General features: G+C 64.1%; 25 protein-coding genes. 10 read left to right on the plus strand and 15 right to left on the minus strand.

Annotated elements, in window-relative coordinates:
* Nucleotides 1-23: 23 nt before the first annotated feature.
* Nucleotides 24-218: a hypothetical protein gene (locus QU481_RS10240; protein ID WP_289829873.1), complete on the minus strand. Its 195-nt coding sequence runs from the start codon at nucleotides 216-218 to the stop codon at nucleotides 24-26.
* 746 nt (nucleotides 219-964) lie between these two features.
* Between QU481_RS10240 and QU481_RS10245 the strand changes: the two genes are divergently transcribed.
* Together QU481_RS10245 and QU481_RS10255 are read left to right on the plus strand one after the other, a co-directional pair.
* Nucleotides 965-1207, plus strand: a complete 243-nt coding sequence (locus QU481_RS10245) for a phosphatase PAP2 family protein (protein WP_289829875.1) — start codon at nucleotides 965-967, stop codon at nucleotides 1205-1207.
* Nucleotides 1208-1852: 645 nt separating this feature from the next.
* A complete protein-coding gene (locus QU481_RS10255) occupies nucleotides 1853-2431 on the plus strand; it encodes an NnrU family protein (protein WP_289829876.1) in 579 nt (192 codons plus the stop codon).
* Between the two features lie 18 nt (nucleotides 2432-2449).
* Here QU481_RS10255 and QU481_RS10260 read toward each other — a convergent pair whose 3' ends face one another.
* The 4 genes from QU481_RS10260 to QU481_RS10275 form a co-directional block, all read right to left on the minus strand.
* Nucleotides 2450-3553, minus strand: coding sequence for a WD40/YVTN/BNR-like repeat-containing protein (locus QU481_RS10260; RefSeq protein WP_289829877.1), 1104 nt, complete (start codon nucleotides 3551-3553; stop codon nucleotides 2450-2452).
* Nucleotides 3554-3630: 77 nt separating this feature from the next.
* Nucleotides 3631-3888 carry a MoaD/ThiS family protein gene (locus tag QU481_RS10265; RefSeq protein WP_289829879.1) on the minus strand — a complete coding sequence of 86 codons (258 nt, stop codon included), beginning with the start codon at nucleotides 3886-3888 and terminating at the stop codon, nucleotides 3631-3633.
* A gap of 16 nt (nucleotides 3889-3904) precedes the next feature.
* A complete protein-coding gene (locus QU481_RS10270; protein ID WP_289829880.1) occupies nucleotides 3905-4252 on the minus strand; it encodes a 4a-hydroxytetrahydrobiopterin dehydratase in 348 nt (115 codons plus the stop codon).
* 172 nt (nucleotides 4253-4424) lie between these two features.
* Nucleotides 4425-4913, minus strand: a complete 489-nt coding sequence (locus QU481_RS10275) for an Lrp/AsnC family transcriptional regulator (protein WP_289829881.1) — start codon at nucleotides 4911-4913, stop codon at nucleotides 4425-4427.
* A gap of 138 nt (nucleotides 4914-5051) precedes the next feature.
* Here QU481_RS10275 and rarD point away from each other — a divergent pair, with 138 nt between their 5' ends.
* Nucleotides 5052-5939, plus strand: a complete 888-nt coding sequence (gene rarD / locus QU481_RS10280) for an EamA family transporter RarD (RefSeq protein ID WP_289829882.1) — start codon at nucleotides 5052-5054, stop codon at nucleotides 5937-5939.
* 130 nt (nucleotides 5940-6069) lie between these two features.
* Entirely contained in the window at nucleotides 6070-6576 is a 507-nt protein-coding gene (locus QU481_RS10285; protein WP_289829883.1) for a DUF1993 domain-containing protein, read from the plus strand.
* A 72-nt stretch (nucleotides 6577-6648) separates the two neighbouring features.
* On the opposite strand, the gene QU481_RS10290 is transcribed toward QU481_RS10285, so the two are convergent.
* The 3 genes from QU481_RS10290 to QU481_RS10300 form a co-directional block, all read right to left on the minus strand.
* The gene (locus QU481_RS10290) at nucleotides 6649-7617 is read right to left on the minus strand and encodes a DMT family transporter (RefSeq protein ID WP_289829884.1); all 969 of its coding nucleotides are present in this window, start codon (nucleotides 7615-7617) and stop codon (nucleotides 6649-6651) included.
* Nucleotides 7618-7721: 104 nt separating this feature from the next.
* Nucleotides 7722-8591, minus strand: coding sequence for an AraC family transcriptional regulator (locus QU481_RS10295; protein WP_289829885.1), 870 nt, complete (start codon nucleotides 8589-8591; stop codon nucleotides 7722-7724).
* A gap of 71 nt (nucleotides 8592-8662) precedes the next feature.
* Nucleotides 8663-9391 (minus strand): glutathione S-transferase, encoded by a 729-nt coding sequence (locus tag QU481_RS10300; RefSeq protein ID WP_289829886.1) that lies wholly within the window; start codon nucleotides 9389-9391, stop codon nucleotides 8663-8665.
* A gap of 282 nt (nucleotides 9392-9673) precedes the next feature.
* Between QU481_RS10300 and QU481_RS10305 the strand changes: the two genes are divergently transcribed.
* The 5 genes from QU481_RS10305 to QU481_RS10325 all read left to right on the plus strand — a co-directional run bounded on the left by QU481_RS10305 (nucleotide 9674) and on the right by QU481_RS10325 (nucleotide 13672).
* Nucleotides 9674-10081: a hypothetical protein gene (locus tag QU481_RS10305; RefSeq protein ID WP_289829887.1), complete on the plus strand. Its 408-nt coding sequence runs from the start codon at nucleotides 9674-9676 to the stop codon at nucleotides 10079-10081.
* A 140-nt stretch (nucleotides 10082-10221) separates the two neighbouring features.
* A complete protein-coding gene (dsdA, locus tag QU481_RS10310; RefSeq protein WP_289829888.1) occupies nucleotides 10222-11580 on the plus strand; it encodes a D-serine ammonia-lyase in 1359 nt (452 codons plus the stop codon).
* Nucleotides 11581-11614: 34 nt separating this feature from the next.
* Nucleotides 11615-12553, plus strand: a complete 939-nt coding sequence (gene dsdC, locus QU481_RS10315) for a DNA-binding transcriptional regulator DsdC (protein WP_289829889.1) — start codon at nucleotides 11615-11617, stop codon at nucleotides 12551-12553.
* A 33-nt stretch (nucleotides 12554-12586) separates the two neighbouring features.
* Nucleotides 12587-13081: a GNAT family N-acetyltransferase gene (locus tag QU481_RS10320; protein WP_289829890.1), complete on the plus strand. Its 495-nt coding sequence runs from the start codon at nucleotides 12587-12589 to the stop codon at nucleotides 13079-13081.
* Between the two features lie 66 nt (nucleotides 13082-13147).
* The gene (locus QU481_RS10325) at nucleotides 13148-13672 is read left to right on the plus strand and encodes an XdhC family protein (protein ID WP_289829891.1); all 525 of its coding nucleotides are present in this window, start codon (nucleotides 13148-13150) and stop codon (nucleotides 13670-13672) included.
* Between the two features lie 838 nt (nucleotides 13673-14510).
* On the opposite strand, the gene QU481_RS10330 is transcribed toward QU481_RS10325, so the two are convergent.
* The 6 genes from QU481_RS10330 to QU481_RS10355 form a co-directional block, all read right to left on the minus strand.
* Nucleotides 14511-16895 carry a 3-hydroxyacyl-CoA dehydrogenase/enoyl-CoA hydratase family protein gene (locus QU481_RS10330; protein WP_289829892.1) on the minus strand — a complete coding sequence of 795 codons (2385 nt, stop codon included), beginning with the start codon at nucleotides 16893-16895 and terminating at the stop codon, nucleotides 14511-14513.
* 115 nt (nucleotides 16896-17010) lie between these two features.
* A complete protein-coding gene (locus QU481_RS10335) occupies nucleotides 17011-18639 on the minus strand; it encodes an electron transfer flavoprotein-ubiquinone oxidoreductase (RefSeq protein ID WP_289829894.1) in 1629 nt (542 codons plus the stop codon).
* 7 nt (nucleotides 18640-18646) lie between these two features.
* Nucleotides 18647-20431: an acyl-CoA dehydrogenase gene (locus QU481_RS10340; protein ID WP_289829895.1), complete on the minus strand. Its 1785-nt coding sequence runs from the start codon at nucleotides 20429-20431 to the stop codon at nucleotides 18647-18649.
* 19 nt (nucleotides 20432-20450) lie between these two features.
* Nucleotides 20451-21386 carry an electron transfer flavoprotein subunit alpha/FixB family protein gene (locus QU481_RS10345; RefSeq protein ID WP_289829896.1) on the minus strand — a complete coding sequence of 312 codons (936 nt, stop codon included), beginning with the start codon at nucleotides 21384-21386 and terminating at the stop codon, nucleotides 20451-20453.
* Between the two features lie 12 nt (nucleotides 21387-21398).
* Entirely contained in the window at nucleotides 21399-22148 is a 750-nt protein-coding gene (locus QU481_RS10350; protein WP_289829897.1) for an electron transfer flavoprotein subunit beta/FixA family protein, read from the minus strand.
* 172 nt (nucleotides 22149-22320) lie between these two features.
* Complete coding sequence (locus QU481_RS10355) at nucleotides 22321-23955, minus strand: fatty acid--CoA ligase (RefSeq protein WP_289829898.1); 1635 nt, start codon at nucleotides 23953-23955, stop codon at nucleotides 22321-22323.
* A gap of 283 nt (nucleotides 23956-24238) precedes the next feature.
* Between QU481_RS10355 and QU481_RS10360 the strand changes: the two genes are divergently transcribed.
* The gene (locus QU481_RS10360) at nucleotides 24239-25249 is read left to right on the plus strand and encodes an AraC family transcriptional regulator (protein WP_289829899.1); all 1011 of its coding nucleotides are present in this window, start codon (nucleotides 24239-24241) and stop codon (nucleotides 25247-25249) included.
* Between the two features lie 92 nt (nucleotides 25250-25341).
* Here the strand turns inward: QU481_RS10360 and QU481_RS10365 are convergent, their stop codons facing one another.
* Entirely contained in the window at nucleotides 25342-26526 is a 1185-nt protein-coding gene (locus QU481_RS10365; protein ID WP_289829901.1) for an acetyl-CoA C-acyltransferase family protein, read from the minus strand.
* Nucleotides 26527-26700 lie beyond the last annotated feature (174 nt).

Here is a 26700-nt window from a genome sequence, read left to right on the forward strand (position 1 = left end):
ATTGCTTCGGTCGGGAAGCTAGGCTACCAAGGTTCCGCGCAACGCTCGGCCAACTGGCGAGCGTCATCCAGATCGTTCAACCGGGCTCGGATACGTTGACGCTTTTGCAAATGAACCGGATCCAGTTTTGGCTTCACAAGGATATAGAGCATCTTGTCGCGGCTTTCCACAACGCGCTGCCCCCGGAAACGTGCCGACGTACCTTTCAAGATCATCATGCCGCCTGCCTCCCTAATGGGGTGGTAAGAACCTTCAAATCATCTTGAAATCAGCTTACTCGCCCCTTGTTACAGGGTATAGACCAAGGGGCGGCATTGTTTGATCCGAGGCGCCGACTGGCCCTACCTGAGCAGCCAACTGTCGTTTTTTTGTTCAAAACACTGCCCAAAGTCATACCAGCACTCGACATCGGCACAGCCATCACACTCTGTGGGTTTGTACAGGACACTGACGAGCCCGATTAATCATTCATAGCACGATAAAATAGAAACAAATACATCCAGCCCTCAGCCGACCTATTCCCTGACCCGTGCAGGGAGCCATGGCTGCAATCGATGCCGTCTGGCTAGCGGTCGCCCTGATGACGTTGCCTTGACGAGGCATGCTGCACAACGGCCCGGCCTGCCTCTTAGAGCCTGTTTACGATCTCGCGAACGAAGGGTCAGCCAAGGCGAAATGGCGCGAAAAAGCGGAGTGTACTTATCGAGTAGATAAGCATGTTGAGCGTCATTTCAACGCAGGATCACCCGAGTGCAGCAGATCGTAAACAGACTCTTACGGCTTGCCCAGCCGACACTGCGTCGTTACCGGCACGGCGAACGTTTTGCCGCCCTGCTGTCGGGATTGGCACTGCTACAGGTGTCCCTCTACCGGATCAATCTAGCCAAATGCGCCGAGCCCCAGTGACGCTTCGTCGTTGTGCGGCAGCGCGCTACAGGTGCTCTCACGGCCAAACCCCAGGGCTTTGTCGCGACCATCCTTCCACACCGCGCTGGACGTGCTGTTCTGCCTGGTGCTGCGGCACTGCCGGCTGGGCTGGCCATACCTGTTGCTCAATGCGCAGATAATCACCTCCACCCCGGAGATGGGCGGTCACTATCTGATCGATCCGCAGACCGAGGCGATGCTGCCGATGGCGCCGTTCTTCTCCCGCCACCAGACAGCCCCGAGCAAGCAGGCCGAACCGGCCGCAGGCGATGTGGGTTAGAGCCTCTACCCACTCCCAACGTTGCTACGCTGCCTTGCCATACAACTTGTACTGTCTATGGCAGCGTGCCTAGCCGGGCCGCCACGCTGGATTGTAGCTTTGCAGAAACTTCGCTTTGTCAGCGGCTCTTAGTCCCAGATGGGGCCCACGCCAGACAACCCCGCCCCACGAGAAACGCGCCGATTCGTCGTTGAACCGGGCCCCGTGCCCCATCGCGGCCTTCACGTTGCCACGCAAGATGAATACGAACTCATCGAGGTCGACCGGATTGTTAGTAGTGTCGACATACGGTCGCGCCTTGACGACGGCTTGCCCGACCGCATCGTGGGACATCCTCCCTCGCCGGTAGCGAGCCGGCCGAGCGAGGCCCGCTTGGCCTGAACCAGTTGGGTGAGCGCCATGAACGGTGGATTCGGCTCGCCAGCGGTGTAGCGCCGAAACGACAGTCTGCTGACTCCGACAAGCGGCGGATCAGCAACCTGCCCCGTTTTGGCCGACCGCTACAGGACACCTAGCACGACCCGAACACGTCGCACGCCGAGGAAGATGACAGAGGCAAAACAACCTCGGCCCTAACGCCCCTTGGCAGCCCAGCCGCCATCGCCAATAACGAAATTCGATCGTCAATCAACCGGAAAACATTTCATGACAATCCTGGCTCTGGGTCTGCTGCTGTTTCTTGGCGTGCACTCGATCCGCATCGTCGCCGATCCGTGGCGTGAAGCGCAGATCGCCAGCCTGGGCCGCAACGTCTGGCGCGGCGGCTTTTCTCTCCTCTCCGCCGTCGGGTTCGGGCTGATCATCTGGGGATTCGCTCTAGCGCGCGGCCAGGGGTCGCAACTGTGGCTGCCGCAGCCGTGGGCGCGCCACATCACCATCCTGCTGACATTGCCGGCCTTCGTGCTCTTGGTGGCAGCCGACCTGCGCGGCAGCCGGCTGCGCGCCGCAGTGCGACACCCGATGCTACTGGGCGTGCTGCTGTGGGCGCTGGCCCATCTGGCTTCCAACGGCAAACCCGCTGACCTGCTGCTGTTTGGCGGCTTCCTCGCGTGGGCGGCGGTTGACCTGTGGTCGGTGCGGCGACGCGACCGGCTGGCCGGCACGCCACCACCCGAGGTAAAGCCGGGGCGGGATTTCAAGGTGCTACTGGTCGGTGTTGCAGCTTGGCTGGTATTCGGCCTGTGGTTGCACGGCTGGCTGATTGGGGTGCGGCCGTTTGGCTGATCAGGACGATAAGCAGGCTCAACCGAAGCGCACCGCGTAGACCGGCGGCAGGTGCGTCGATAGGCATTGCCACTGATCGCCTCCGTTTTCGGACAGCCACAATCCACCGGTAGTTGACCCCATCGCCAGCCTCTGGCCGGTATCATCCACGGCCAGCCCATGCCGATACACCAGATCGTAGACAGGCGGGGGCGGCAGGCCGGCGTCCAGCGCATCGAAGCTCTGCCCGCCGTCGCGGGTACGGTGCACGATGAAGCGTCCGCCCACCGGAATGCGACACTCGTCCTTCACTGCCGGCACGAACCAGGCGGTATCGGGTTCGTGCGGATGCACTGCCACCGCGAAGCCGAAGCTGGAGGTCGGCGCCACCACGTCCTGCCACAGCGCACCACCGTCGGAGGAACGGAAAATGCCGTTGTGGTGCTGTACCCACAGCGCGTCGGGCTGGCCGACGCATTGCGCCAGCCGGTGCGGGTCCTGGATGTTGGGATCGTCGCGCCGTTCCGGCGGCATGTAGTCGGCGTGCATGCCAGTGCTGGTACAGGTCCAGCTCGCGCCATCGTCGCGGCTCTGCCAGACGCCGCCGCAGGACACCGCCACCGTGACATGGCGACTGTCGCGCGGGTCGACGCACACCGAGTGGATACCCGGGTAGTCGTAACCGCCACCGAACCAGCCAAGCCGCTCCGGCCTGTCCCACAGCGGCCGGTTCAACGACCAGCTGTCACCGCCGTCATCGGAGCAGAACAGCCCGCCGGGGATGGTACCGGCCCACAGGCGGCCAGGTTGGTCGGCGCCACCCGCCTCCAGCGACCAGAGCTGCTGCAGCGACCACGGTGCCACTGGCGGGTTGCCCGGCTCCGCTTCGGGCAGCGATTCCGGCTGCGGCGGGTAGACCGGCACCGCGCATTCGCTCCAATCGGCCTCGCCAGCGCGGCGACGCCATAGTTTCACGCCGAAATGGCCTAGGTTGAGCGCGGCATACAGCGTGCCGTCGCGCGGGTCGGTCAGCACCATGCTGACCGGTTCGCCGACAAACTCGGGAGGACTGAGCGACCATCCACTCTGAGCGGAGAGGGTGAACAGGCCCTTGCGAGTGGCGACGAGCAGGCGGTCACGCATACGACTCTCCTGGGATTGGGTGCAGCAACCGGAAACGATGCGGCCCCCGGCCGGGCTGGCGGGGCTGCGCAGTCAGCTCAACCGCCGGTCAGTGCCTGCACCACGTAGATCTCGCTACTTGGTGCAACCGGGTCGCTGAGCCGCTGCCGGTCGTGCACCGCCTTGCCGTCGACGAATACGCTCAGGTGGTGGCGCAGCCGGCCCTGATCGTCGAACAGATAGCCGCGCAGCTCCGGTTGCAGCGTCAGCACCGCCTCCAGCACTGCGGCGACGCTGGCGCCGGCCACTTCGCGCGCCGGGCTTTCAACATATCGCTGGATGGCGGGGGCAAACACGATATGGGCCATGGCGTTAGGGATGGTGCGACTCGGCCAGTGCGCTGGTCTTCGCAGCCATGATGAAATCGTTCTCGTGCAGCCCCTTGATCTTCTTGGTCTGCCACGACACGGTCGCCCATCCCCAGCCGAACGAGATGTCCGGGTGATGGCCCTGCGTCTCGGCCAGTTCGCCGACTGCCACCACAAAGTCGAACGCCTCGCGGAAGTTCTTGAACAGGAAGCTGCGCTCCAGCCGCTTGCCCGAGCCGGCCAACAGCCAGCCGGGGGCCTGAGCGAGCAGCGCTTCGGCTTCGTCCTTACCCAGCGGCGGGATGCCGCCCTGGCAGGGAGTACATTTCCTGCTTGTCAGATCGTCGCTCATTGCACCTCCTCCCCTTTTTGCGCGCGCGTCACGGTACGTTATAGTCCGCCCCCGCTCGCCTGGTGTTAATTAGAGTCGCTAATAAAACCCTCCCGGCGTTGTTACGCTGTCTTGTCATAGGACTTGTACTGCCTATGGCAGCGCCCCTAGCGGGAGCGCTACCCTGCGACTCTTAACCGTCCTCGCTAGGGGCGGTCAGCGGAATGCGCGTCTCGTACTTGGCGCAGTGCATCGCGAAGTTGCTCTTGAACTGGCGAACATTGTGGTCGCTGGTGAACAGCCGGCGGGTGAAGGCGTGGTAGGACTCCATCGAGGCGGCAACGACGATCAGCATGAAGTCGGCCTCGCCGGCGATCTCATAACAAGCAGTCACCTCCACCTCGGCCTGCATCAGCCGCTCGAACTGGCGCAGCAGCGCATCGTTCTGCACCGCCAGCTCCACCGAGACGAACACGGTCAGCGGCCGGCCCACCTTGGCGCGGTCGACCAGCACCACCTCCTTCAGCAGCACCCCGCTGGCGCGCAGCTGGGTGATGCGGCGCTGGCAGGTGGCCACCGACAGGTGCACCCGTTCTGCCAACTCACGCAATGGCACGCCGGCGTCCTGCTGCAGGGCGTCGAGGATCAGCCGGTCGTGGCGATCGAGGGTGATGGCGGGCATGGCGCACTCCTTGCGATGAATTTTTCATACTGTGCAAAATCTCGGTAAATTTTCCCATTTTTACCGACATTCACGGGAAAATGATTCAGCGCTTTTGCTTACACTAGCGTCTTTCCATTGCATTGTTCGGGAGTGGCCGTGTTAAAGGGCGTCGTTCTGTCGGTGGGGGCCTCGGCCCTGTTCGGGGGGATGTACTACTTCTCCACCCTGCTGGAGCCGCTGACTGGCGAGCAGATCTTCGGCTGGCGCCTACTGCTAACCCTGCCGTTTCTGACCGGGCTGCTGTACGCCAGCGGCGATACAGCCAAGCTGCGCGCGTTGTTCGGGCGGCTACGCCGCCAGCCGTCGCTGCTGCTGGCCCTGATCACCTCGTCGGCGCTGGTCGGGGTGCAGCTGTGGCTGTTCATGTGGGCACCGCTGCACGGGCGCGGTCTGCAGGTGTCACTGGGCTACTTCCTGCTGCCTCTGGTCATGGTGCTGGCCGGCCGGTGGGTATACCGCGACAAGCTGTCGCGCTGGCAGTGGCTAGCGGCCGGCTGCGCAACGGCCGGCGTCGCCAACGAGCTCTTGCGCATCGGTGGGCTGTCGTGGGAGACGCTACTGGTAGCGCTGGGCTATCCAGCCTATTTTATGTTGCGCCGCCACCTCGGCACCGACCACTTGGGCGGGCTGTGGCTGGATATGCTGATCCAGCTGCCTGTCGCGCTGCTGTTCATCGGCGCCGCCCCGTTCGCGCCGTTTGTCAGTCACCCCGCACTGTGGGGGCTGGTGCCGCTGTTGGGCGTAATCAGTGCCACCGCACTGGCCTGCTACATCTTCGCCAGTCGCCTCATCAGCTTCAGCCTGTTCGGCCTGCTCAGCTATGTGGAACCGGTACTGCTGGTGCTGGTGTCGCTGCTCTTGGGCGAGCGCATCGGCGCCAATGAGTGGCTGACCTACCTGCCGATCTGGACCGCGGTCGCGGTGCTGGTTCTGGAGGGCGCGTTGTACTTGAACAACCGCCGCGCCGCGCTGGCGGCGGCTTGAGCGAGCGGATCTGTTCGGCGGGACAGTATCGTCTATCTTGTAGGGTCGACGTCCTGGCAATCGCCCGACTCGCCCCCATGTCCAGCAGAACCGGGCCTTCGCCCGGTTCGACCCTACAGGAGCTCAACGCATGTCCCTCTCCATGTATCAAGCGTCCATCCCGGTACTGATCCGCGGCATCAACAACCTGTCGGCCATCCTCGCCAAGGCCGCCGCTCACGCTGACGAAAAGCAGATTGCCCACGAGGTGTTCCTCAACGCCCGGCTCGCCCCCGACATGTTTGCGCTGACCCGCCAGGTGCAGAGCGTGTCCGACATCGCCAAGGGCTGTGGCGCGCGGCTGGCCGGCGTCGAAGTGCCGAGCTTCGCCGACACCGAGGCCAGCTTCGCCGAACTGCAGGAGCGGCTGGCCAAGACGGTGACCTTCCTCGAGAGCCTGAGCCCGGCGCAGATCGATGGCAGCGAAGAGAAAGCGGTGGTGCTGACATTTCCCAGCCGTGAATTCCGCTTCACCGGCCAGACCTATCTATTTGGCTTCGTACTGCCGAACTTCTACTTCCACCTGACCACTGCCTACGACATCCTTCGCCACAACGGCGTACCGCTGGGCAAGCCAGACTACCTGGGCGCAAGCTGAGCCCGCACTGACGCAACGGGCGAGGTTGGCCAAACGTCCCGTTTGGTCAATCTCGCCCATCCGTTTCCTTCCCTACGCCTCGTGCCCCTCCTCCGCCACCGGTTCCGGCTTCACCCACACCGCCTGCACCACCCCGACGATCAGCAACCCGATGCCGGCCAGCGTCAGCGGCTGCGGCCACTCACCGCGCAGCAGGAAGGCATAGGCCAGCGCCGCCAGCGTCTCGAACACGATCAACTGCCCGACCAGCGCAGTGGGCAGACGCTGGCTGGCCTCGTTCCAGCACAGCGTGCCGAGCCAGGAGGCAAACAGACCGATCGCCGCCATCAGCCCAATGAACACCAGCGGGCGTGGACCGAACGGCATTGAGAACGGACTGCCGGTGACCTTCATCCCTGCCCATAGCAGCGCATAGCCAATGAGCGCCAAAGGCAGCGTCGCCACGCCCTGAGCGGTGGCCCAAGTGCGCGGGCTGCGGCCGGGGTGGTCGCGCAGCCAGTCGGCGTTGCGCAGCGGGTACCAAGTCCAGCACGCCACCGCCAACAGCGCCAGCAACGCGCCGCTGGCATAGCGCGCCAGGTCGGCATTGGGGTCGTTGCGCAGCGCGGCCAGCTCCACCTGGTTGACGCAGGCGATGCCGACGGCGATCAAGAGCAGCGACGGCGCCAGCCGCGCCCATGGCAGCCGGCCGTCGCGGTGTGCACTGCGCAGGTTGGCGCAGATGGCGATCACCACCGGCAGCGTGCCGATGATCATCGTCGGCAGCGGACCGCCGGCGCGCTGGATGGCACTGGCGAGGCACAGGTAATAGATCAGGTTGCCAATCAGGGCGAGCTTGAGCGCCTCCAGCCAGTCGGCGCGGCTCAACTGGCGCAGCGCGGCGCGGTCGAGCCAGGCGAGCGGCAGCGCGATCAATCCAAAGGCCAAATACCGCCCCACCGACTGCAACGCCGCCGGATACTCGGGCAGCAGCAAGGGGCCGACGAACACCAGCCCCCACATCAGGCCGGCGGCCAGTGCGTACAGGGCACCAGTCCACATTGCGAATTCCTCCATCGAGGCGGCCAGTCTAGGCGGCGCGGCGGTGGCGGTCTTGTACCAGATTGCGGCGGAGCCTTGGCCAACCTTGCCCGGCGGGATGCGCGCTAGCGGCGCACCTGACGCTGGTAGCGCGCCGGGGTCACACCATAGCGGCGCACGAAGGCGCGGGTCAGGTGGGCCTGGTCGGCCAGCCCGGCCTCAGCGGCCACCTGAACCGGCGGCAGGCCCGTCGCCAGCAGCCGCTTGGCTTCGTAGAGACGCAGCGCCATCAGCATCTGCTGCGGCGTGGCATGGTACTGCGCCTGGAAACGGCGCAGGAAATGGAAGGGGCTGAGCCCGGCCACGGCGGCCAGTTCGTCCAGCGTCAGCCGCCGCGACAGATGGGCGCGCAGGTAGTCGATCACCGGGGCAAAGCGCAACGCGCCCCCGACCGGCGCCGGGCGCGGCACCCGGGCATGATGGCGAAATTCGGCCAACAGCGCGTAGAGCAGGCTGTCGAAGGCCAGCGGCTCCTCGGCCTGCCACAGCGCATCGAGCAGACCGGTGACGCGCCGGGCGCTGGCGGCGTCCACCTGCACCGCGTCGCCGAACCACCAGCCCGGCTCGCCACTGACCCTCGCCACCACCTCGGGGTCGAGGTAGACCATGCGATAGCGCCAGCCTCCCTCGGTTTCGGCACGGCCGGTGTGCAGCTCGTCCGGGTTCATCAGCACCACCGAGCCGGGCGGCGCCAGATGCTCCGCGCCGGCATAGCGGAAACGCTCCACCCCGCTTTCGATCGCGCCGAGGCCGAAGGCTTCGTGCGTATGCGGCTCGAAGGCGTGGCGAACGATGTGGGCGCGGTACAGCTCGACGCCCGGCCGCTGCAGCGAGCGGCGAAACTCGGCGCGGTCCTCTGGAAATTCGAACAGGGCGGGCACGCCCGGCATCAGCGGCAAGCCCGCGCCGTCGCGCACCGGCGGCGCACTGGACATGACAGGCCTCGCAAGGTGGATAAGCAAGGCGATTGTGCCGCTCGCCAGGCGCGCCGTCACCTGGCGATGGCTCAAGCCTCTAGCTCGGGATAGTGGCGGAACACGTCCTCCTCGCTGAATGGCAAGCGCCGGGGTGAGGCCAGATAAGCCGCCAGCCCCGGCAGCGCCCCCACCCGGTCGTACAGCGACAGCAGATTGGGCCAGGTCGGTTCGCGCCGCGCCATGGTGCGCGGAAACGCATAGCGCAGCCCGGCGATCACCTGGAACATCGACAGGTCGGCATAAGACAGCCGCGCGCCGACCAGGCAGCCGGCGCCGCGCGGATTGGCATCGATCACCCCCTCGAAGTAGTCGAGAAACTTCGGCAGCCGCAGCGCCAGGAAGTCGGCCGCACGGCTCTTCGCTTCGCGCTTCTGCTCCTCGTAGTAGCGGCTGCTGGCGATGGGGTGGTGGGTGTCGTGGATCTCGCCGACCAGGTCAGCGATGGTTAGCTGCAGCTGGTGCAGCCACAGCCGCTCCGGCTCCCCGCGCGGGGCTAGGCCCAGACGAGGACCGAGAAAGAGCAGGATGTTGGCAGTCTGGCCGATCAGCTGCTCACCCACACGCAGGAACGGCGGCGCGAACGGCGGGCGGGCTGCGCCCGCACCGTCCAGCAGCCGCAAGATCGCCGCCTCACCGCCGCCATCCTCCTCGGGCAGCCGCGCTACATCGACATAATCGGTGCCGGTAGCCTCGAAGGCCAGCCGGACGAATTCGCCGCGCCCCTGGATGGTGGGCCAGTAATAGAGTTCGTAGCGCATCTGTGTCCTTTCCCTAACCAGCTGACCCAGTATGGACCAGGCGATGCGGCCCGACTGGTGTGTAGCGGTCACATCCAACGATGCTGAATGACTTTCAACCTCAGAACCTGCTTACGATCGGCCGTGCAGCTACACCTAGGCTATGCGGCAAAACCGGGCTGTCACATCGAGTGTCTAATTACCTGTCCAGTCGTACCCGATGACCTCGTCGCCACACGCCTTGGTCGCAGTGCTTTACTGATCCTGTTTCACCGCGACAAGAGGCTCCCTCTGGAGAACGCCATGTCGTCACGTACCACATTCCTGAGCCGCCTGATCGGGCTCTACTGCCTGCTGATTTCGCTCGCGATGTTCGCCCACAAGCAAACCATGGTGGCGGCTGTGACTGCGCTGGCTCACGATCCGCTACAGCTATACATGGTCGGTGTGATCGTGACACCGATCGGGCTGGCGATGGTCCTCGGCCACAATGTCTGGTCCGGCGGCGCGCGCCCCGTGCTCGTCACCCTCATCGGCTGGGGAACGCTGATCAAGGGCCTGATCTACCTGTTCATCCCGCAGACCGCGGCGCCGGCGTTCTTTCTCGGCGGACTGCAATACGCATCACTCTTTTACCTCTACGCCACCGTGACACTGCTACTGGGGCTGTACCTGAGCATCGGCGCCGGTCGAGAACATGGTGCATCCTAACCCCTGCGCACCGGCCCCCACGAGCGACAGATGACCCAGCGTCATCCATGCGCTGAGCAATCGTCCTTTGTCAGCCGCATGTCGCCCCGCTACAGTGCCGGCAGGCCGCAACGCAGCCACCACAACGATAAGGAGCCGTGATGATTGCAGGAATGTCGCTCGCCGACTGGCGCGCCCGCTACCCCTTGATCGAGACGCTGATGGCGCTCGAGGAGACCAGCTGGTTCAACCCCGCCATCGCCCCGACCGCCGAGGCACTGGCCGATGTCGGCCTGACCGCCGCCGATGTGGCCGACGCAAGCGACCGACTGGCACGCTTCGCCCCCTATATCGCCCGCGTCTTCCCCGAGACCCGCGCCGCCGGCGGGCTGATCGAGTCGCCGCTGGTGCCGGCACCGCGCCTGCAGCAGGCGCTGGCCGAACGCAGCGGCCTGACGCTGCCCGGCTCGCTGTGGCTGAAGCTCGACAGCCACCTGCCGATCTCGGGCTCGATCAAAGCGCGCGGCGGCATCTACGAGGTGCTCAAGCATGCCGAGGACCTGGCATTGCAACATGGGCTGCTGACGCTTGACGACGACTATGCCCTGCTCGATGGCGAGGCGGCACGGGCGCTGTTCGGCCAACATCGCATCGCGGTCGGCTCGACCGGCAACCTGGGCCTGTCGATCGGCATCATGAGCGCCCGCCTTGGGTTTCAGACCACGGTGCACATGTCGGCGGATGCCCGTCAGTGGAAGAAGGACCTGCTGCGCGCGCACGGCGTCACCGTGGTCGAATACGAGGCCGATTACAGCGTCGCCGTCACCGAGGGGCGACGCCTTGCCGAGGCCGACCCGCACTGCCATTTCGTCGACGACGAAAACTCTACCAGCCTGTTTCTCGGCTACGCGGTAGCGGCAGAGCGGTTGAAGCGACAGCTCGCGGCGGCGGGGGTGACGGTTGACGCCGAACATCCGCTGTTCGTCTACCTGCCCTGCGGCGTCGGCGGCGGCCCCGGCGGCGTGGCGTTCGGCCTGAAGCTCGCGTTCGGCGACACGGTGCACTGCCTGTTCGCCGAGCCGACCCATTCGCCCTGCATGCTGCTAGGCGTCTACACCGGCCAACACGACGCAGTGTCGGTGCAGGATTTCGGCATCGACAACCGCACCGCCGCCGACGGCCTGGCGGTCGGTCGCCCATCCGGCTTCGTCGGCCGCGCGATGCAGCGACTGATCGATGGTTATTACACGGTGAGCGACGAGGAGCTGTTCCGGCTCTTGGCGCTGCTCGAGCACAGCGAGGGCCTGCGCCTCGAACCATCGGCGCTGGCAGGCGTGCCCGGCATGGCACGGGTACTGACTGAGCAGCAGGGTTACCGGGAACGACTGGCGCTGAGCGATACCCGACTGGCGCAGGCGACCCATCTGGTGTGGGCCACCGGCGGCAGCATGGTGCCAGAGACGGAAATGGACGGCTACCTGGCGCACGGCCGACAGCTGTTGCAGGGCGAGGCGCACTAGGCCGAGCCATCGCCCCGCCCTCTATAATGGCGCCATGCTGAACCTTCCCCCGCGGCTGGGTGCCCGGCTCGACAGCACCCAGTTCGCCAACCTCCACACCTTCCTCGCCGCTGCGCGGCACCTGAGCTTCACGCGCGCGGCCGAGGAGCTATGCCTGACGCCCAGTGCGGTCAGCCACCGCATCGGCAGGCTGGAACGCGCACTGGAGCAGCGGCTGTTCATCCGGCTGACACGCAAAGTGCAGCTGACCGAGGCCGGCGAGCGCATCTTCCAGATCCTGCAGGGCGCCATGGACGAACTGACCGAGGCACTGCAACCCGGTTCGGTCAACGAGGTCGCCGGCCCGCTCGCAGTGTACGTGCGCCCCTCGCTGGCGCAGGGCTGGCTGGTGCCGCAGCTGGCCGACTTCACCGAGCGCTACCCTGCGGTCACGCTGGACATCCGGGTCGGCAACGAGCAAGTCGACTTCCGCACTCAGCGTATCGACCTTGCGCTGTACTACGCCGACGGCAACTTCCCGGGCCTTGCCAGCACCCGGCTGATGGACGAGAAGATCGCCCCGGTCTGCAGCCCGGACTACGCCCGGCGCCATGCGCTGATCGGCCGGCCGGACAACCTGCGCCACTGCACACTGCTGCACGACTCGCTGGCATGGCACAACGCCGCCCACGATGCCGAATGGACGCTGTGGGCCCGCCATCACGGCGTCGCCACGGCGCTGCCCGAGCGCGGCCTCAGCTTTGACCGCTCCGACCTTTGCGTACTGGCGGCGCAGAACCACGCCGGTATCGCCATCGGCCGGCAGCGTCTGGTTCAGGCACAGCTCGACCGCGGCGAGTTGATGCTGCCCTTCGGTCCGTTTACCCTGTCCGGTCACTATGCCTACTACCTGGTGCACCCGTCCAAGGACGCGCTGCCGAAGCGGCTGCAGCTGTTCATCGACTGGCTGCACGAATGCGCCATGGCCGTTTAGGCTGTCGTTCCTTCATTGCCTGGAGCTTCCTGCATGCACGACATCACCCTCGCCACCGGCGCCGACATCGACGGACTGGCCGCGCTGTTGCAAGCCAACACCGCCGCGCAAGGCGGCCTGCTGACCGGCGAGTTTCCGCGGGAGCAGGTAGCGCGCTGGGTGAACGGCGACATGCCGGTGTTGGTCGCGCATCGCGACGACCGGGTGGTCGGCGCCTTGTTCAGCGGCCCCAAGGACGACCCGACCGCGCCGCCGCCGGTGCACGCGATGTGGACAGCCTGGCCGGGCGGGCCCGATGCCTATGTGTACGGCCCGGTGTGCATCGCCGAAAGCGAGCGCGGCAGCGGCCTGTTGGCGCAGCTCTACGCGGCGCTGCGCGAGCGGCTGCCGGGGCGCGAGGCGGTGCTGTTCATCCGCTACGACAACCCGGCGTCGCTGCGCGCGCACCAGCGGCTCGGGATGGGAGAGGTGGCGAGCTTCACGCTCGACGGCCTCGAGTTCGCGGTGTTCAGCGACCGGCCGGGCTGAACTGCCGGCAATGGTTTACGCTGGTCGCGGCGTCCCTCGCCCACCCAGATCTCACAAAGGAGTCCCATGTCCGCTACCGAATCCACTTCCCCGTGGCGCTTGCTGTTGATCGGCGCCGGCGACGTCGCCCGCGAACTGGCCGAACTGGCACCGCGCCTCGGCTTCGCCGTCAGCCTCTGCGAACCACGCGCCGAACGCCGAGTTGCCTGGCCCGCCCCGGCCGAGCCCTGGCTGGATCACGACCCGATCGAGGCGTTGCGCCAGTTCGTCCCGGACATTTACAGCGCGGTGGTGGCGCTGGCGCACGTCCCGGCGATCGACGACGCCGCGCTGATCGGCGCGCTGCCGTCGCCGGCCTTCTACGTCGGCGCGATCGGCTCGCGCGCCAATGCCGAAGCGCGCCTCGCCAGGCTGTCCGACGCTGGCATCAGCGAGACTGACTGCCTGCGCCTGAAGGCGCCGATCGGCCTGCCAATAGGCAGCCGCAGCCCGGCCGAGATCGCCATCGCCATCCTGGCCGAATTGATCGACGAACGCCGCCGCCAGCATGCCGCCACAACGGGGCCGCTGTGCGTCGCAGCGGTGAGCTGACCTCCGCACCGACCTGCTCTGTTTGACGAGAAGCTGCGGGCAAGCGATCCGGAGGTATTTTGGGGGCTGCGCTGCTTCAAAGACTTTGACTGCTTAATGTAGCTCGCCAATCTGATTTGCCACTGAGCCACCGAGACGAATCCCCGCAAGCGACTCCGATTCGACAGGCGGGCGGCCAGCGATAGTGCGTCGGACCATGCATGAGCACAGCGAGTGGATCTCCACCCCGCGGCAGCCCCTACAATGCAGAATAAGTGTAAGCAACGTCTCGTTGCTAAATTATAAAAAAAAATGGGGCGCATTAAGCGCCCCAGACCTAACCCCACGGAAAGAAACAAAAACAGCATAAACAACATCAGCAAAAGGGGGAAATTCAAACTTTACTCATGAACCATTAACAAGAACTTTGCTATTGATATGAGTCCCTAGTTGACCAGCACTTACTTGGTCTCTTCATATAAAAGTCGCTTTTAGCGAAAGCAGTTGTCAGCAGGCCATACGATAAGAAACATCATAATAAACCCATCGGGAAACATAGCTTAGATCAAGATAAACATGCTTCGGACAATTAGGCAGGTAAGCTATAGCCCACCATTTAAGTCTGTAATTTCACCAGCCCGATTCATGCCGACCATAATAGCCACATCTTTATTGGTTAACCCCCCCCTATTTGGGTGGGGAGAGTAGATCCTAGCTATACATGCGGCTCATTACAGTTGTGATGTTTGAGACCATCGACCAGGATAGCGCCACGATCCCTAAGCCGAATCGAAAGCCGGAATCCGGCCATCATTCAAACCTAGCCCATGCGCCAGCATGTAATCGAGCTTGGATGGTGTTAGTTGCGCAATGGCTTGCCGGTTTCCAGCATATGGGCTATCCGCTGCTGGGTCGCCTCGGTCTTTAGGAGCGCGAGGAACTGCTGGCGCTCAATGATCAACAGCGCCTCCTCATCGAGCACAGTACCCGGCTCGACCTCTCCGCCACACAGCGCCAGCGCAGCCGCTCGGCCAACATGGTAGTCGTGTTCGGAGATGCGGCCCTCCTCCTTCAGCTTGCCCAGCGTCCGCTCCAGCGCCTCGACGCCCGTGCGGCCCGCCACGCGCACGCCACGCGGACTGAGCCCGGCATGATGACCGGCTTCCGCCATCGCACGGGCGCGGCGGATCGCCACATAAAGCAGCTCGTGCGGGTTCAGGATCACGTCGTCGCCGGGCTGGACGTAGCCCATGTCGCGCGCTTGCAGCGCGCTGGTCGCAACCTTGGCCGAGGCGAGGTTCATGAATACCGCCTGCACGAAGTCTAGCGGCTCGCCCACGCTCGCCTGCTTCGCCAGCCGGTCGGCGCGCAACGCCAGCTCCTTGCAGCCGCCGCCCGCCGGAATCAGGCCGACACCGCTTTCAACCAGGCCGATACGGGTTTCCAGCGCCACCACGCGATGCATCGTGTGCATCATGAACTCGGCACCGCCTCCCAGCGCCATGCCCTGCACCGCTGCGACGGTCGGGATCTGCGCATATTTGAGCGCCATCGACGTCTTCTGGAACTTGGCGAGCATGTTCTCCAGCCAGTTGTAATCGCCGGCACTGCACGCCGCGGCGAACTGCTTAAGGTTGGCGCCGACCGAGAACGGCGGCTGGTGCCATATCACCAGCGCGCCGTGGCTGCGCTCGGCACGCGCCAGCGCTTCGAGCACGCCATCGAGCACCTCGTCGCCGATCGCATGCATCTTGGACTTGAACGACAGGATCGCCACGGAGCGGTCGAGCGGGTGCTGCCACAGGCGCACGCCTTCGTTTTCCCACAGCGTTTCGCCCATGTCCGGCACAGCCTCGCCGAGCACGGTTTCCGGATAGAGTTGGCGCTGGTAGACCGGCAGGGCCGAGCGGCCTAGGTAGGTCTTCGACCCGGCCGACCAGGAGCCCTGCGGCGTGTGCACGCCATCCAGGTCAAACACCCAGGCCGGCAGTGGTTCGCTCGCCATGGTCAGGCCGGCGGCGATGTCCTCCTGGATGGCCGTCGCGATGGTTTTCCAGCCGGCTGCCTGCCAAGTCTCGAACGGACCTTGCGACCAGCCAAAGCCCCAGCGCATAGCGAAGTCGATATCGCGCGCGCTATCGGCGATCGATTCGAGGTGCACCGCGCAGTAGTGGAACACGTCGCGGAAGATGCTCCACAAGAGCTGCGCCTGCGGATGCTCGCACGCGCGCAGCTTGGCGAAACGCTCGGCCGGGCTCTTGTCGGCGAGGATGGCCTCCACTTCCGGCGCGAGCTTTGCGGCCGAAGGACGGTATTCTCGGCTGACAGGGTCGAGCACCTGGATTTCCTTGCCAACCTTCTTGAACACGCCGCCGCCACTCTTCTGGCCCAGGGAACCTGCGGCGATGAGGTCGTTCATCCAGTCGGGCGAACGGTAGTGGGCGTGCCACGGATCGTCGGCCAGATGGTCCTTCATGGTGTTGACGACATGCATCAGCGTGTCGAGGCCGACCACGTCGGCGGTGCGGTAAGTGGCGCTGCGCGGACGACCGATGCGCGGGCCGGTCAACGCGTCGGTCTCGTCGAAGCCGAGGCCGAGCCGCTCGGTATGGTGCATCACCGCCAGGATAGAGAACACGCCGACGCGGTTGGCGATGAAGTTGGGGGTGTCCTTGGCGCGGACGATGCTCTTGCCCAGGCGCGTGGTGAACCAGGACTCCAGCGTGTCCAGCATGGCAGGATCGCTGGCCTCGGTCGGGATCAGCTCGACCAGAGCCATGTAGCGCGGCGGGTTGAAGAAGTGGATGCCACAGAAGTTGGCGCGGCGCTCGACCGGCAGGCCCTCGGCGAGGCGATTGATCGACAGGCCGGAAGTGTTGGACGCGACGATCGCATGCTCGGCGAGATGCGGAGCGATCTTGCGATAGAGGTCGTCCTTCCATTCGATCTTCTCGGCGATCGCCTCGATCACCAGGTCACACTCGCCCAGCAGCGGCAGGTGCTCATCGTAGTTGGCGGCATCGACATACTGCAGTCGGTCGGCGCTGGCAGCCGGTGCCGGCTCCAGCTTCTTGAGCCCATCGAGCGCCTTCTGCACGACGCCGTTCTTGTCACCTTCGCGGGCCGGCAGGTCAAACAGCACGACCGGCACATCGGCGTTGGCCAGATGGGTCGCGATCTGCGCGCCCATGACACCGGCGCCGAGAACGGCGGCACGGCGGATAATCAGTTTACCGTTTTGCATGATGCTCTCCTGTCAGAGGCGGTGGCTTCGCACATGGCGGCCCGCGCCCAACAATGAATTGCCAAACTGAAACCGCCCGCCCGGTAAACGGGTCAGGCGGTGCTGGGATAGCGTGTTACATGTTCGGATAATTGGGCCCGCCGCCACCTTCCGGCGTCACCCAGTTGATGTTCTGGGTCGGGTCCTTGATGTCACAGGTCTTGCAGTGCACACAGTTCTGCGCATTGATCTGCAGCCGCGGTGCCTCCACCTCGCCGACGATCTCGTACACCCCCGCCGGACAGTAGCGCGTCTCCGGCGCCCCATAACGCGCCAGATTCACCTCTATTGGCACCCCTTTGTCCTTCAGCCTCAGGTGCGCCGGCTGGTCCTCACTGTGGTTGGTGTTCGACAGGAACACCGACGACAGCCGGTCGAAGCTGAGCTTGCCATCCGGTTTAGGGTAGACGATCTTGGCGCACATTGACGCGTCCTCCAGCGTCTCGTGGTCTGCGTGCTTGTGGCGCAAAGTCCATGGCGCGCGGCCACGGAACAGGAAGGTGTCGAGCGCGCCGTAGATCATCGCTGGCCACAGGCCCCAGCGGAACGACGGACGGATGTTCCGCACTCGCCACAGCTCGTCATACAGCCAGCTCTGCTTGAAGCGGATCGGATAGCTCACCGCCTCGCGGCCGTCGCCATCAGACATTAGCAGTTCGAACACTGCCTCGGCCGCCAGCGAGCCGGACTTGATCGCAGCATGACTGCCCTTGATCTTCGGCACATTGAGGAAACCGGCGGTGTCGCCGATCAGCACGCCGCCTAGGAAGGTCAGCTTGGGCAGGCTCTGGATGCCGCCCTCGCTCAAGGCGCGCGCACCGTAGGAGATGCGGCGGCCGCCTTCCAGCGTCTTCTTGATCGCCGGGTGGGTCTTGAAGCGCTGGAACTCCTCGAACGGCGACAGCCACGGGTTCTGGTAATCCAGACCGACCACGAAGCCGACTACCACCTGGTTGTTCTCGAGGTGGTACATGAACGAGCCGCCATAGGTGGCAGTGTCCACCGGCCAACCCACCGTGTGGGTGATGCGGCCGGCGCTGTGCTGCTCGGCCGGCACTTCCCACAACTCCTTGATGCCGATGCCGTAGGTCTGTGGGTCGCTGTCCTTGCGCAACTCGAAGCGTTCGAACAGCGTCTTGGTCAGCGAACCGCGGCAGCCTTCGGCGAAGATGGTCTGCTTCGCCCACAGCTCCATGCCCGGCTCGCCTTCCTTCTCGCCGTGCTTGCCAGTGCCAACGTTGCCGGTGGCCACGCCCTTGACCGCGCCGGTCTCGTCGTACAGCACCTCGGCGGCGGCGAAGCCCGGATAGATCTCGACGCCAAGCGCCTCGGCCTGCTCGGCCAGCCAGCGGCACAGGTTGCCGAGGCTGATGATGTAGTTGCCGTGGTTGCGCATCTGGGGAGGCGTCGGCAGCTTGATCGACTCGGTCTCGGTCAGGTACAAGAAGTGGTCATCGACCGCCGGCGTGTTGAGCGGCGCGCCCTTTTCCTTCCAGTCTGGAATCAGCTCTGTGAGCGCCTTCGGCTCGAACACCGCCCCCGACAGGATGTGGGCACCGATCTCGGAGCTCTTCTCCAGCAGACAGACCGACAGCTCGCGGCCGGCGCCGTTGGCCAGCTGCTTGAGGCGGATCGCGCTGGCCAGCCCGGACGGGCCGCCACCGACGATCACCACGTCATACTCCATGTAGTCGCGCACGCTCATACCGACCTCAGAAAGCCGACTCGTCCAGCGCCAGCGTCGCCTGGCCGCCATGCAGAGCGGCGTGGGCGTGGGCCTGTGCACGCGGCAGCACGTGGGTGGCGTAGAACTGGGCGCTGACGATCTTTGCCTGGTGGAAGGCGACGTCGTCACCAGCATCCAGACGCGCCTTGGCGATGCAGGCGGCACGGGCCATCTGCCAGCCGCCGCACACGATGCCCAGTTGCATCAGGTAGGGCACGGCACCGGAGAAAGCGAGCGGCATGTCGTTGGCGGCGGTCGCGATCAGATGGCTGGCGGTAGCCTCCAGCACGCGCAGCGCTTCTTCAAGGCCGGCGGCGATCTGGCGGAACGCCTCGCCCTCGAGTTCGGCGACACGGGCGACATCGGCACGGATTTCTTCGATCAGCGCCTGCAGCGTCTTTCCCTCTTCGCGCACAGTCTTGCGACCGAGCAGGTCGTTGGCCTGGATGCCAGTGGTGCCTTCGTAGATGGTGATGATGCGGGCGTCGCGCATGTGCTGGGCAGCACCGGTCTCCTCGATGAAGCCCATACCTCCGTGCACCTGCACGCCAAGCGAAGTCACTTCCTGTGCGGTCTCGGTGCTCCAGCCCTTGACCACAGGGGTCAGCAGGTCGACACGAGCCTGATAGTAGGCTCGCTGCACCGGATCAGGATGACGCGCGGCCTGATCCATGTAGGCAGCAGTCACGTAGGCGAGCGCACGCATCGCCTCGGTCTGCGACTTCATCAGCATCAACATACGGCGCACGTCCGGGTGCTTGATGATCGCACCGGCAGCGCGCTGACCGATCGCCTTGCCCTGCACGCGGTCGCGGGCGTAGTCGCGGGCCTGCTGGTAAGCGCGCTCGGAGATTGCCACGCCCTCAAGGCCAACGCCGAGGCGGGCGTGGTTCATCATGGTGAACATGTATTCGAGGCCGCGGTTCGGCTCACCGACCAGATAGCCGATCGCACCGTCCTTCTCGCCGAACGCCAGCACGGCGGTCGGGCTACCGTGGATGCCCATTTTGTGTTCAAGCGACACGCACTGTACGTCATTGCGCAGGCCAAGCGAGCCATCGGCGTTGACCAGGTACTTCGGCACGACGAACAGCGAGATGCCCTTTACACCCTCCGGCGCATCCGGCAGGCGCGCGAGGACGAGGTGCACGATATTGTCGGTCATATCGTGCTCGCCCCAGGTGATAAAGATCTTGTTGCCGCTGATGCGGTAGTGGTCGCCTTCCGGCACAGCCTTGGTGCGAACAGCGGCGAGGTCGGAACCGGCCTGCGGCTCGGTCAGGTTCATGGTGCCGGTCCATTCGCCGGTGGCCAGCTTGGACAGGTACACCGCCTTCAGCTCGTCGCTCCCGTGGTGCTCCAGCGCCTCGAGCGCCCCTTGGGTCAGCATCGGACACAGCGCGAAGGACAGGTTGGCCGAGTTCCACATCTCGGTGACCGGCTTGGCCAGAAGCTGCGGCAGCCCCTGCCCGCCGTGGTCGATCTCGCTGGCGACGGCGCCCCAGCCGCCATCCACGAACTGGCGGTACGCGTCGGCAAAGCCGGTCGGCGGCACCACCTTGCCGTCGATCAGGCGGCTGCCTTCGCGATCGCCGATCACGTTCAGGGGGGCGATCACCTCCCCGGCAAAACGGCCCGCTTCTTCTAGAATCGCCTCGGCGAGGTCGGCGCTGGCCTCCTCGTAGCCCGGCAACGTGCCGACGGCGTCGAGGCCGGCCAGCTCGTTCATCACAAACAGCATGTCTCGAACGGGTGCGGTGTAGTTGCTCATTTTCTGTTTCCTTATACGGTTATTGGGCCAGCGCGGCGGTCAACTGCGGAACGGCTTCGAACAGATCGGCGACCAGGCCGTAGTCAGCAACCTGGAAGATCGGTGCGTCCGGATCCTTGTTGATGGCGACGACGATCTTGGAGTCCTTCATACCCGCCAGATGCTGAATAGCGCCGGAGATGCCGACTGCGAGGTAAAGCTGCGGCGCGACGACCTTGCCGGTCTGGCCGACCTGGAAATCGTTCGGAACGTAGCCGGCGTCCACGGCGGCGCGCGAAGCGCCGAGGGCGGCATTGAGACGGTCGGCCAGCGGTTCGAGCAGCGCGCGGTACTGTTCGCCGTTGCCGAGGCCTCGACCACCGGACACGACGATCTTGGCGTTGCCCAGTTCCGGGCGAGCCGACTGGGTCAGCTCTCGGCCGACCACGCGCACCTTCGACACATCTGGCGAGGCGGAGAGCGGCTCGACACTCGCACTGCCACCCATTTCGGCGGCGGCGAATGCGGTGGCACGCACCGTAACCACCTTGACCGGATCATCACTCTCGATGGTCGCCAGCGCGTTGCCGGCGTAGATCGGGCGCACGAAGCGGTTGGGCGCCTCGACGGCCGTGATTTCCGACACCTGGGCGACGTCCAGCCGGGCGGCGACGCGAGGCATCACGTTCTTGCCGAAGGACGATGCCGGGGCGAATAGGTGGCTGTAGCTGGCCGAGACGGACAGGATCAGCGCAGCGAGGTTTTCGGCAGTCTGATCGGCGTAATGGGCAGCATCGCAATGCAGCACCTTGCGCACGCCACGGATCTGGGCGGCCTGGCGCGCAACCTCGGCACACTGGGCACCGGCAATGAGAAGGTCGACGTCCTGGCCGACCAGGGAAGCGGCCGTGACGGTATTGAGCGTGGCGGCTTTCAGCTGCTGGTTGTCATGTTCTGCGACGACAAGGATAGCCATGATTTCAACTCCTCAAATGACTTTGGCTTCGTTACGGAGCATGCCGACCAGCTCCGCGACATCCGAAACGAGCTTGCCGGCCTGACGGACGGACGGCTCATCCACGCTCACTACCTTCAGGCGCGGTGCGATGTCCACGTCCAGCTCGGCGGGCGAAACAGTCGCCAGCGGCTTTTTCTTGGCCTTCATAATGTTCGGCAGGGAGGCATAGCGCGGTTCGTTCAGACGCAGGTCGGTGCTGATCACTGCGGGCAGCGGCATAGCGAGCGTTTCCAGGCCGCCGTCGATCTCGCGAGTCACCGTGGCTTCGCCACCAGCGATCTGAACGCGCGAGGCGAACGTGGCCTGCGGCCAGTCGAGCAAGGCAGCGAGCATCTGGCCGACTTGGTTGGCATCGTCGTCGATGGCCTGCTTGCCGCAGATCACCAGCTGCGGCTGTTCTTTCGCTACGATGGCCTGCAAGAGCTTGGCCACCGCCAGGGGCTGCGTTGCGGTGTCGGCTTCAACGTGGATCGCTGCATCGGCACCGACTGCCATGGCAGCGCGCAGCGTCTCCTGGCAACCGGTATCGCCGATCGAGACGGCGACCACCTCGCTGGCGATGCCGGCTTCCTTCAGACGCACGGCTTCTTCCACCGCAATTTCGTCGAACGGGTTCATCGACAGCTTGAGGTTGGCGGTTTCCACCCCGCTACCATCGCTTTTCACCCGGATTTTCACGTTGGCATCCACCACACGTTTGACAGGGACCAAGATTTTCATAACGCAACTCCTGACTTCTTTTGCCCCTCGGGGCACGGTTTTTCCGGCCGAACCACCCTCCAGGCAGAAATCCGGCGCGCACTTCACCTTGCCGGCGGCACGGACGTTTGAAACGTCCAGTGCCGGCCAGAAACGTGAAGGCAGGAAATAGAGAACTACGAAGGAAACGGGGCTAGCGATACTGGGTTCGCAGAGCCAGCTTGTTGAGCTTGCCAACGCTGGTCTTGGCGAGCTCCTCGACGAAGACAACGCGTTCCGGGACGGCGTATTTGGAAATCAGCCCCTGCTCGGCAAACGCCAGCATATGGGCGCGCAGCTCTTCCACCGAGAACTTGCCGACGAACTCCGGGCGAACCACCACCAAGGCGAGCGGCCGCTCGCCCCACTTGTCGTCGGGCACGCCGATCACTGCCGTCTCGGCCACCGCCGGATGACGGCAGATCAGCTCCTCGACTTCGATCGAGGACACCCATTCGCCGCCGGTCTTGATCACATCCTTGATGCGATCAGTGATCTGCAGATAACCACGAGGATCAATGTGACCGATGTCCTGGGTATGCAGCCAACCACCACTCCACAGCTGCTCGGAGGCATCGGAATTGTTGAGGTAGCCCATCGTGGTCCACGGCGCGCGTACCACTACCTCGCCGACAGTCTTCCCATCCCGCGGACAGGTGTCCATCTTCGCATCGACGGTTCGCAGGTCGACCAGCGAGACAGGGCGGCCGGCGCACAGACGGGTGGCGACCTCGTCGTCTTCACCCAGATCCTCAGTGCTCAACTGCGCCAACGCCACAACCGGACAGGTCTCGGACATGCCATAGCCGGCAAACACGTCAATACCGCGCTCCAGCGCCGCCTTGGCCAGGGCGGAGGTCAACGCAGAGCCGCCGATGATCATCTTGAGACCGGACAGGTCGACGTTGTGGCTGTCCGGAGCAACCAGCAGCATGTTCAGGATCGTCGGCACGCTGTGGGTGAACGACACCTTTTCCTTGTCGATCAGCTTGAGGATTGCCTCGGGCTGGTAGCGGCCCGGGTACACCTGCTTGATACCGGCTAGCGTGGCGATGTACGGCAGACCCCAGGCGTGCACATGGAACATCGGGGTCAACGGCATATAGACGTCGTCACGATGGAGTCGGCCTTGCTTAAAGGACAATGCCAGCGTGTTGGACACCGAGAGCGTGTGCAGGACGAGCTGACGATGGCTGAAATACACCCCCTTGGGCAGACCCGTAGTGCCGGTGGTGTAGAACGTGGTCGCGCGAGTGTTTTCGTCAAAATCCGGGAAGTCGAACACGTCCGGACAGGCGTCGAGCAGGCTTTCGTACTCGCCGGTAAAGCCTTCAGGCAGCGACATGTCCTCGTCGGACAGCAGCACGAAGGTCTTGACCGTGGTCAGCTTCGGCTTGATTTCCTCCAGCACCGGCAGGAAGTCGCGGTTGACGAGCAACACGTCGGCCTCGGCATGGTTGAGGGTATAGAGAATCTGGTCCGGCGACAGTCGCACGTTCACCATCTGCAGTACCGCGCCAAGCATCGGCACGGAGAAGAAACACTCCAGATACCGATGACTATCCCAGTCCATCACCGCCACGGTGCTGCCGCCCTGCACGCCCAAACGGGTTAAGGTGTGGCCGAGACGGTTGATACGGCGGGCAAACTCCCTATAAGTATGGCGACGCTTGTCGGCGTAGACGATTTCCTGGTCCGGCGCCACGGCCAGCGGCGTATGCAGCAGCTGCTTGATCAACAACGGATAGGTATACGCGGAATCGGTAACGGGGATGGTGTTGGCTTGCATAAGTACCATGCCTCCTGGCGGTACGTAGTTCTTGAACGAATGGCGGTTTTCCATCGTTGGCATGGCGGAACATTCCACTGCCGTAACCGCCGGCTTGCTAATCCGGACGGTATTCCGATGCCTACGCCACCCTAACACTCGTCATTGCTTATAAATGACTGAAGCAATCACTTTAATGTCGTCTTGAGAGGGATTCTAAATAGCCCCCCTCTTTGCTCGCTTGCAATAAACGCCGAATTATTTGCATAATCGGCCAAAATTTTTCGCTTCACCGAGAAGAGCTATGGCGCCGATTTCCTCCACCACGGTTTCAATCGTACTCGTCCATCAGCTTTTCCGTCGGCTCGACATCGCCACGGAACGAAAAGATGCCCTGATCCAGAAAGTCGGCATCCCCCCCGCTTTATTGGCAGAAAATGCCGCACGGGTGACCACAGAGCAGTTTTCCGACCTGTATCGCCTGCTTGCTAGAGAAACCGACGACGAATTGCTTGGCATGTTTTCGCGCCCCGCGCGTGGCGGTACGCTCAAATACCTGTGCCTGAGCATGCTGCAGTCGAAAAACCTCCGGACGGCGCTTTACAGCTTCGGCCGTTTTTTCCGCCTGATCCTCGACGATTTCACCTTTGTCGTATCGCGCCAGGACAACCTGGTCTACATCGCGCTCGAGCCGACTTCGCCCGATCATCCGATCTCACCGTTCGCACAGGGCATGATGCTAAAGCTCGTCCACGGCGTCATTTCCTGGCTGGCCGCCCGGAAAATCCCGCTGGCCCGAGTCGATTTCACATACCATCGCCCAGCCAGCGTGTCCGAATACGTTTATCTTTATCCTGGCCCGGCTTATTTCGAACAGCCTCGCGCGGCCCTGTATTTCGAATCCGACCAGCTTGAAGCGCCCATCCGGCAGGACAAGGGGTCATTGCGTGCTTTTCTGGATCGCGCCCCGGCTGACTGGTTATTCGTTTCTTTCGCCGAACGGATAATCAGCCACCGCGTCCGCGAATATCTGGCCACCCGATTGCTGCAACCCTGCAGCATCGATGACGTCGCGCACGGCCTACATATTTCGGTCCGCACCCTCTCGCGCCGTTTACGGGAGGAAGACACCACATTCCAGGCGGTCAAGGACGAATTGCGCCGCGATATCGCCGTCCAGATGCTGATCAAAACCGATCTACCCATTTCGGTGATCGGCACAGAAGTCGGTTTTCACGACTCGACTACTTTTCACCGGGCATTCAAAACCTGGACAGGCGGCACGCCCAAATCCTATCGTGGCCATCACGAATGATTTTTCCGTCGCAGGTTTATCTGGCCACCCCATGAAAAAGGGATCACACCGCAACAGGAACGGCGTGATCCCCTTTCAATGAAGATGCGCTATTACGCTCGTTCGAAGATGGCAGCAATACCCTGACCGCCACCGATGCACATCGTGGTCAACGCGTAGCGGCCGGCGATTCGGTTCAATTCGTAGATCGCCTTGGTCGCAATGATCGCGCCGGTCGCACCGACCGGGTGGCCGAGCGAAATGCCGGAGCCGTTGGGGTTGACCTTGGCCGGGTCGAATTCCAATTCTTTGGCCACCGCACAGGCCTGGGCAGCAAAGGCTTCGTTGGATTCGATCACGTCCAGATCACCCACCGTCAGGCCGGCCCGCTTGAGTGCGATGCGACTGGCCGGTACCGGGCCAATGCCCATGTACTCAGGTTCAACGCCGGCGTGGCCCCACGACACCAGGCGGGCCAACGGCTTCAGGCCATGTGCTTCGACATAGTCGCCGCTCGCCAGTACCAGAGCGCCGGCGCCGTCGTTCAGACCGGAGGCGTTGCCCGGGGTCACCGAACCGTCCTTCTGGAACACCGGCTTCATCTTGGCCAACTGCTCGAGTGTCGCGTCGGTGCGGACATGCTCGTCGGTGTCAAACAGCACCACGCCCTTGCGGGTGGCGATCTCGACCGGCACGATCTGTTCCTTGAAACGCCCCTCGGCGATAGCGCGCGCCGCGCGCTGGTGGCTTTCCAGCGCCAGCGCGTCCTGCATTTCGCGGGTGATACCGTAGCGGGCCGCGACGTTCTCGGCGGTCACGCCCATGTGAATCTTCTGCCACGGGTCGTGCAGAATGCCGAGCATATAGTCGATCATCTGCGCGTCGCCCATGCGGTTACCCCAGCGCGCACCGGTGGCGAGATAGGGACCACGGCTCATCGACTCGGCACCGCCGCCGACCGCCACTTCAGCGTCTCCGACGAGGATGGACTGGGCGGCCAGCAACACGGCCTGCAGGCCGGATCCACAGAGACGGTTAACGTTGAACGCCGGGGTTTCCTTCGGGATGCCGGCGTCGATCGCCACCACGCGCGACAGATAGGCATCGCGAGTATCAGTCGGGATGATGTTGCCCATCACCACATGGCCGACGGCCGCGGGGTCAACCGCTGCACGCTCCAGCGCCGCACGCAAGGCAGTGGTGCCCAGCTGGGTCGGGGCTACATCCTTGAGCGAACCGCCGAACGTGCCGATGGCGGTACGCGCGGCACCGACAACGAAAATTTCCTTTTGCTTCATGGGAACTCCTTCTCGCCCAGCAGGTTCGCTGCTGCGGTATGGCGCTTTGGGTTGTTTGACTGGGTAAATACTAGTGCGGGCGCGTGGAACCACACCCCCCATGTCGTAGGGGGGAAAGAGGGGGACGCTCCCCTCCCCGTTCGAACCTACATGTTCGAGACCAGACTCATCATC

Source organism: Crenobacter oryzisoli (genome assembly GCF_030385785.1).
Classification (GTDB): domain Bacteria; phylum Pseudomonadota; class Gammaproteobacteria; order Burkholderiales; family Chromobacteriaceae; genus Crenobacter_A; species Crenobacter_A oryzisoli.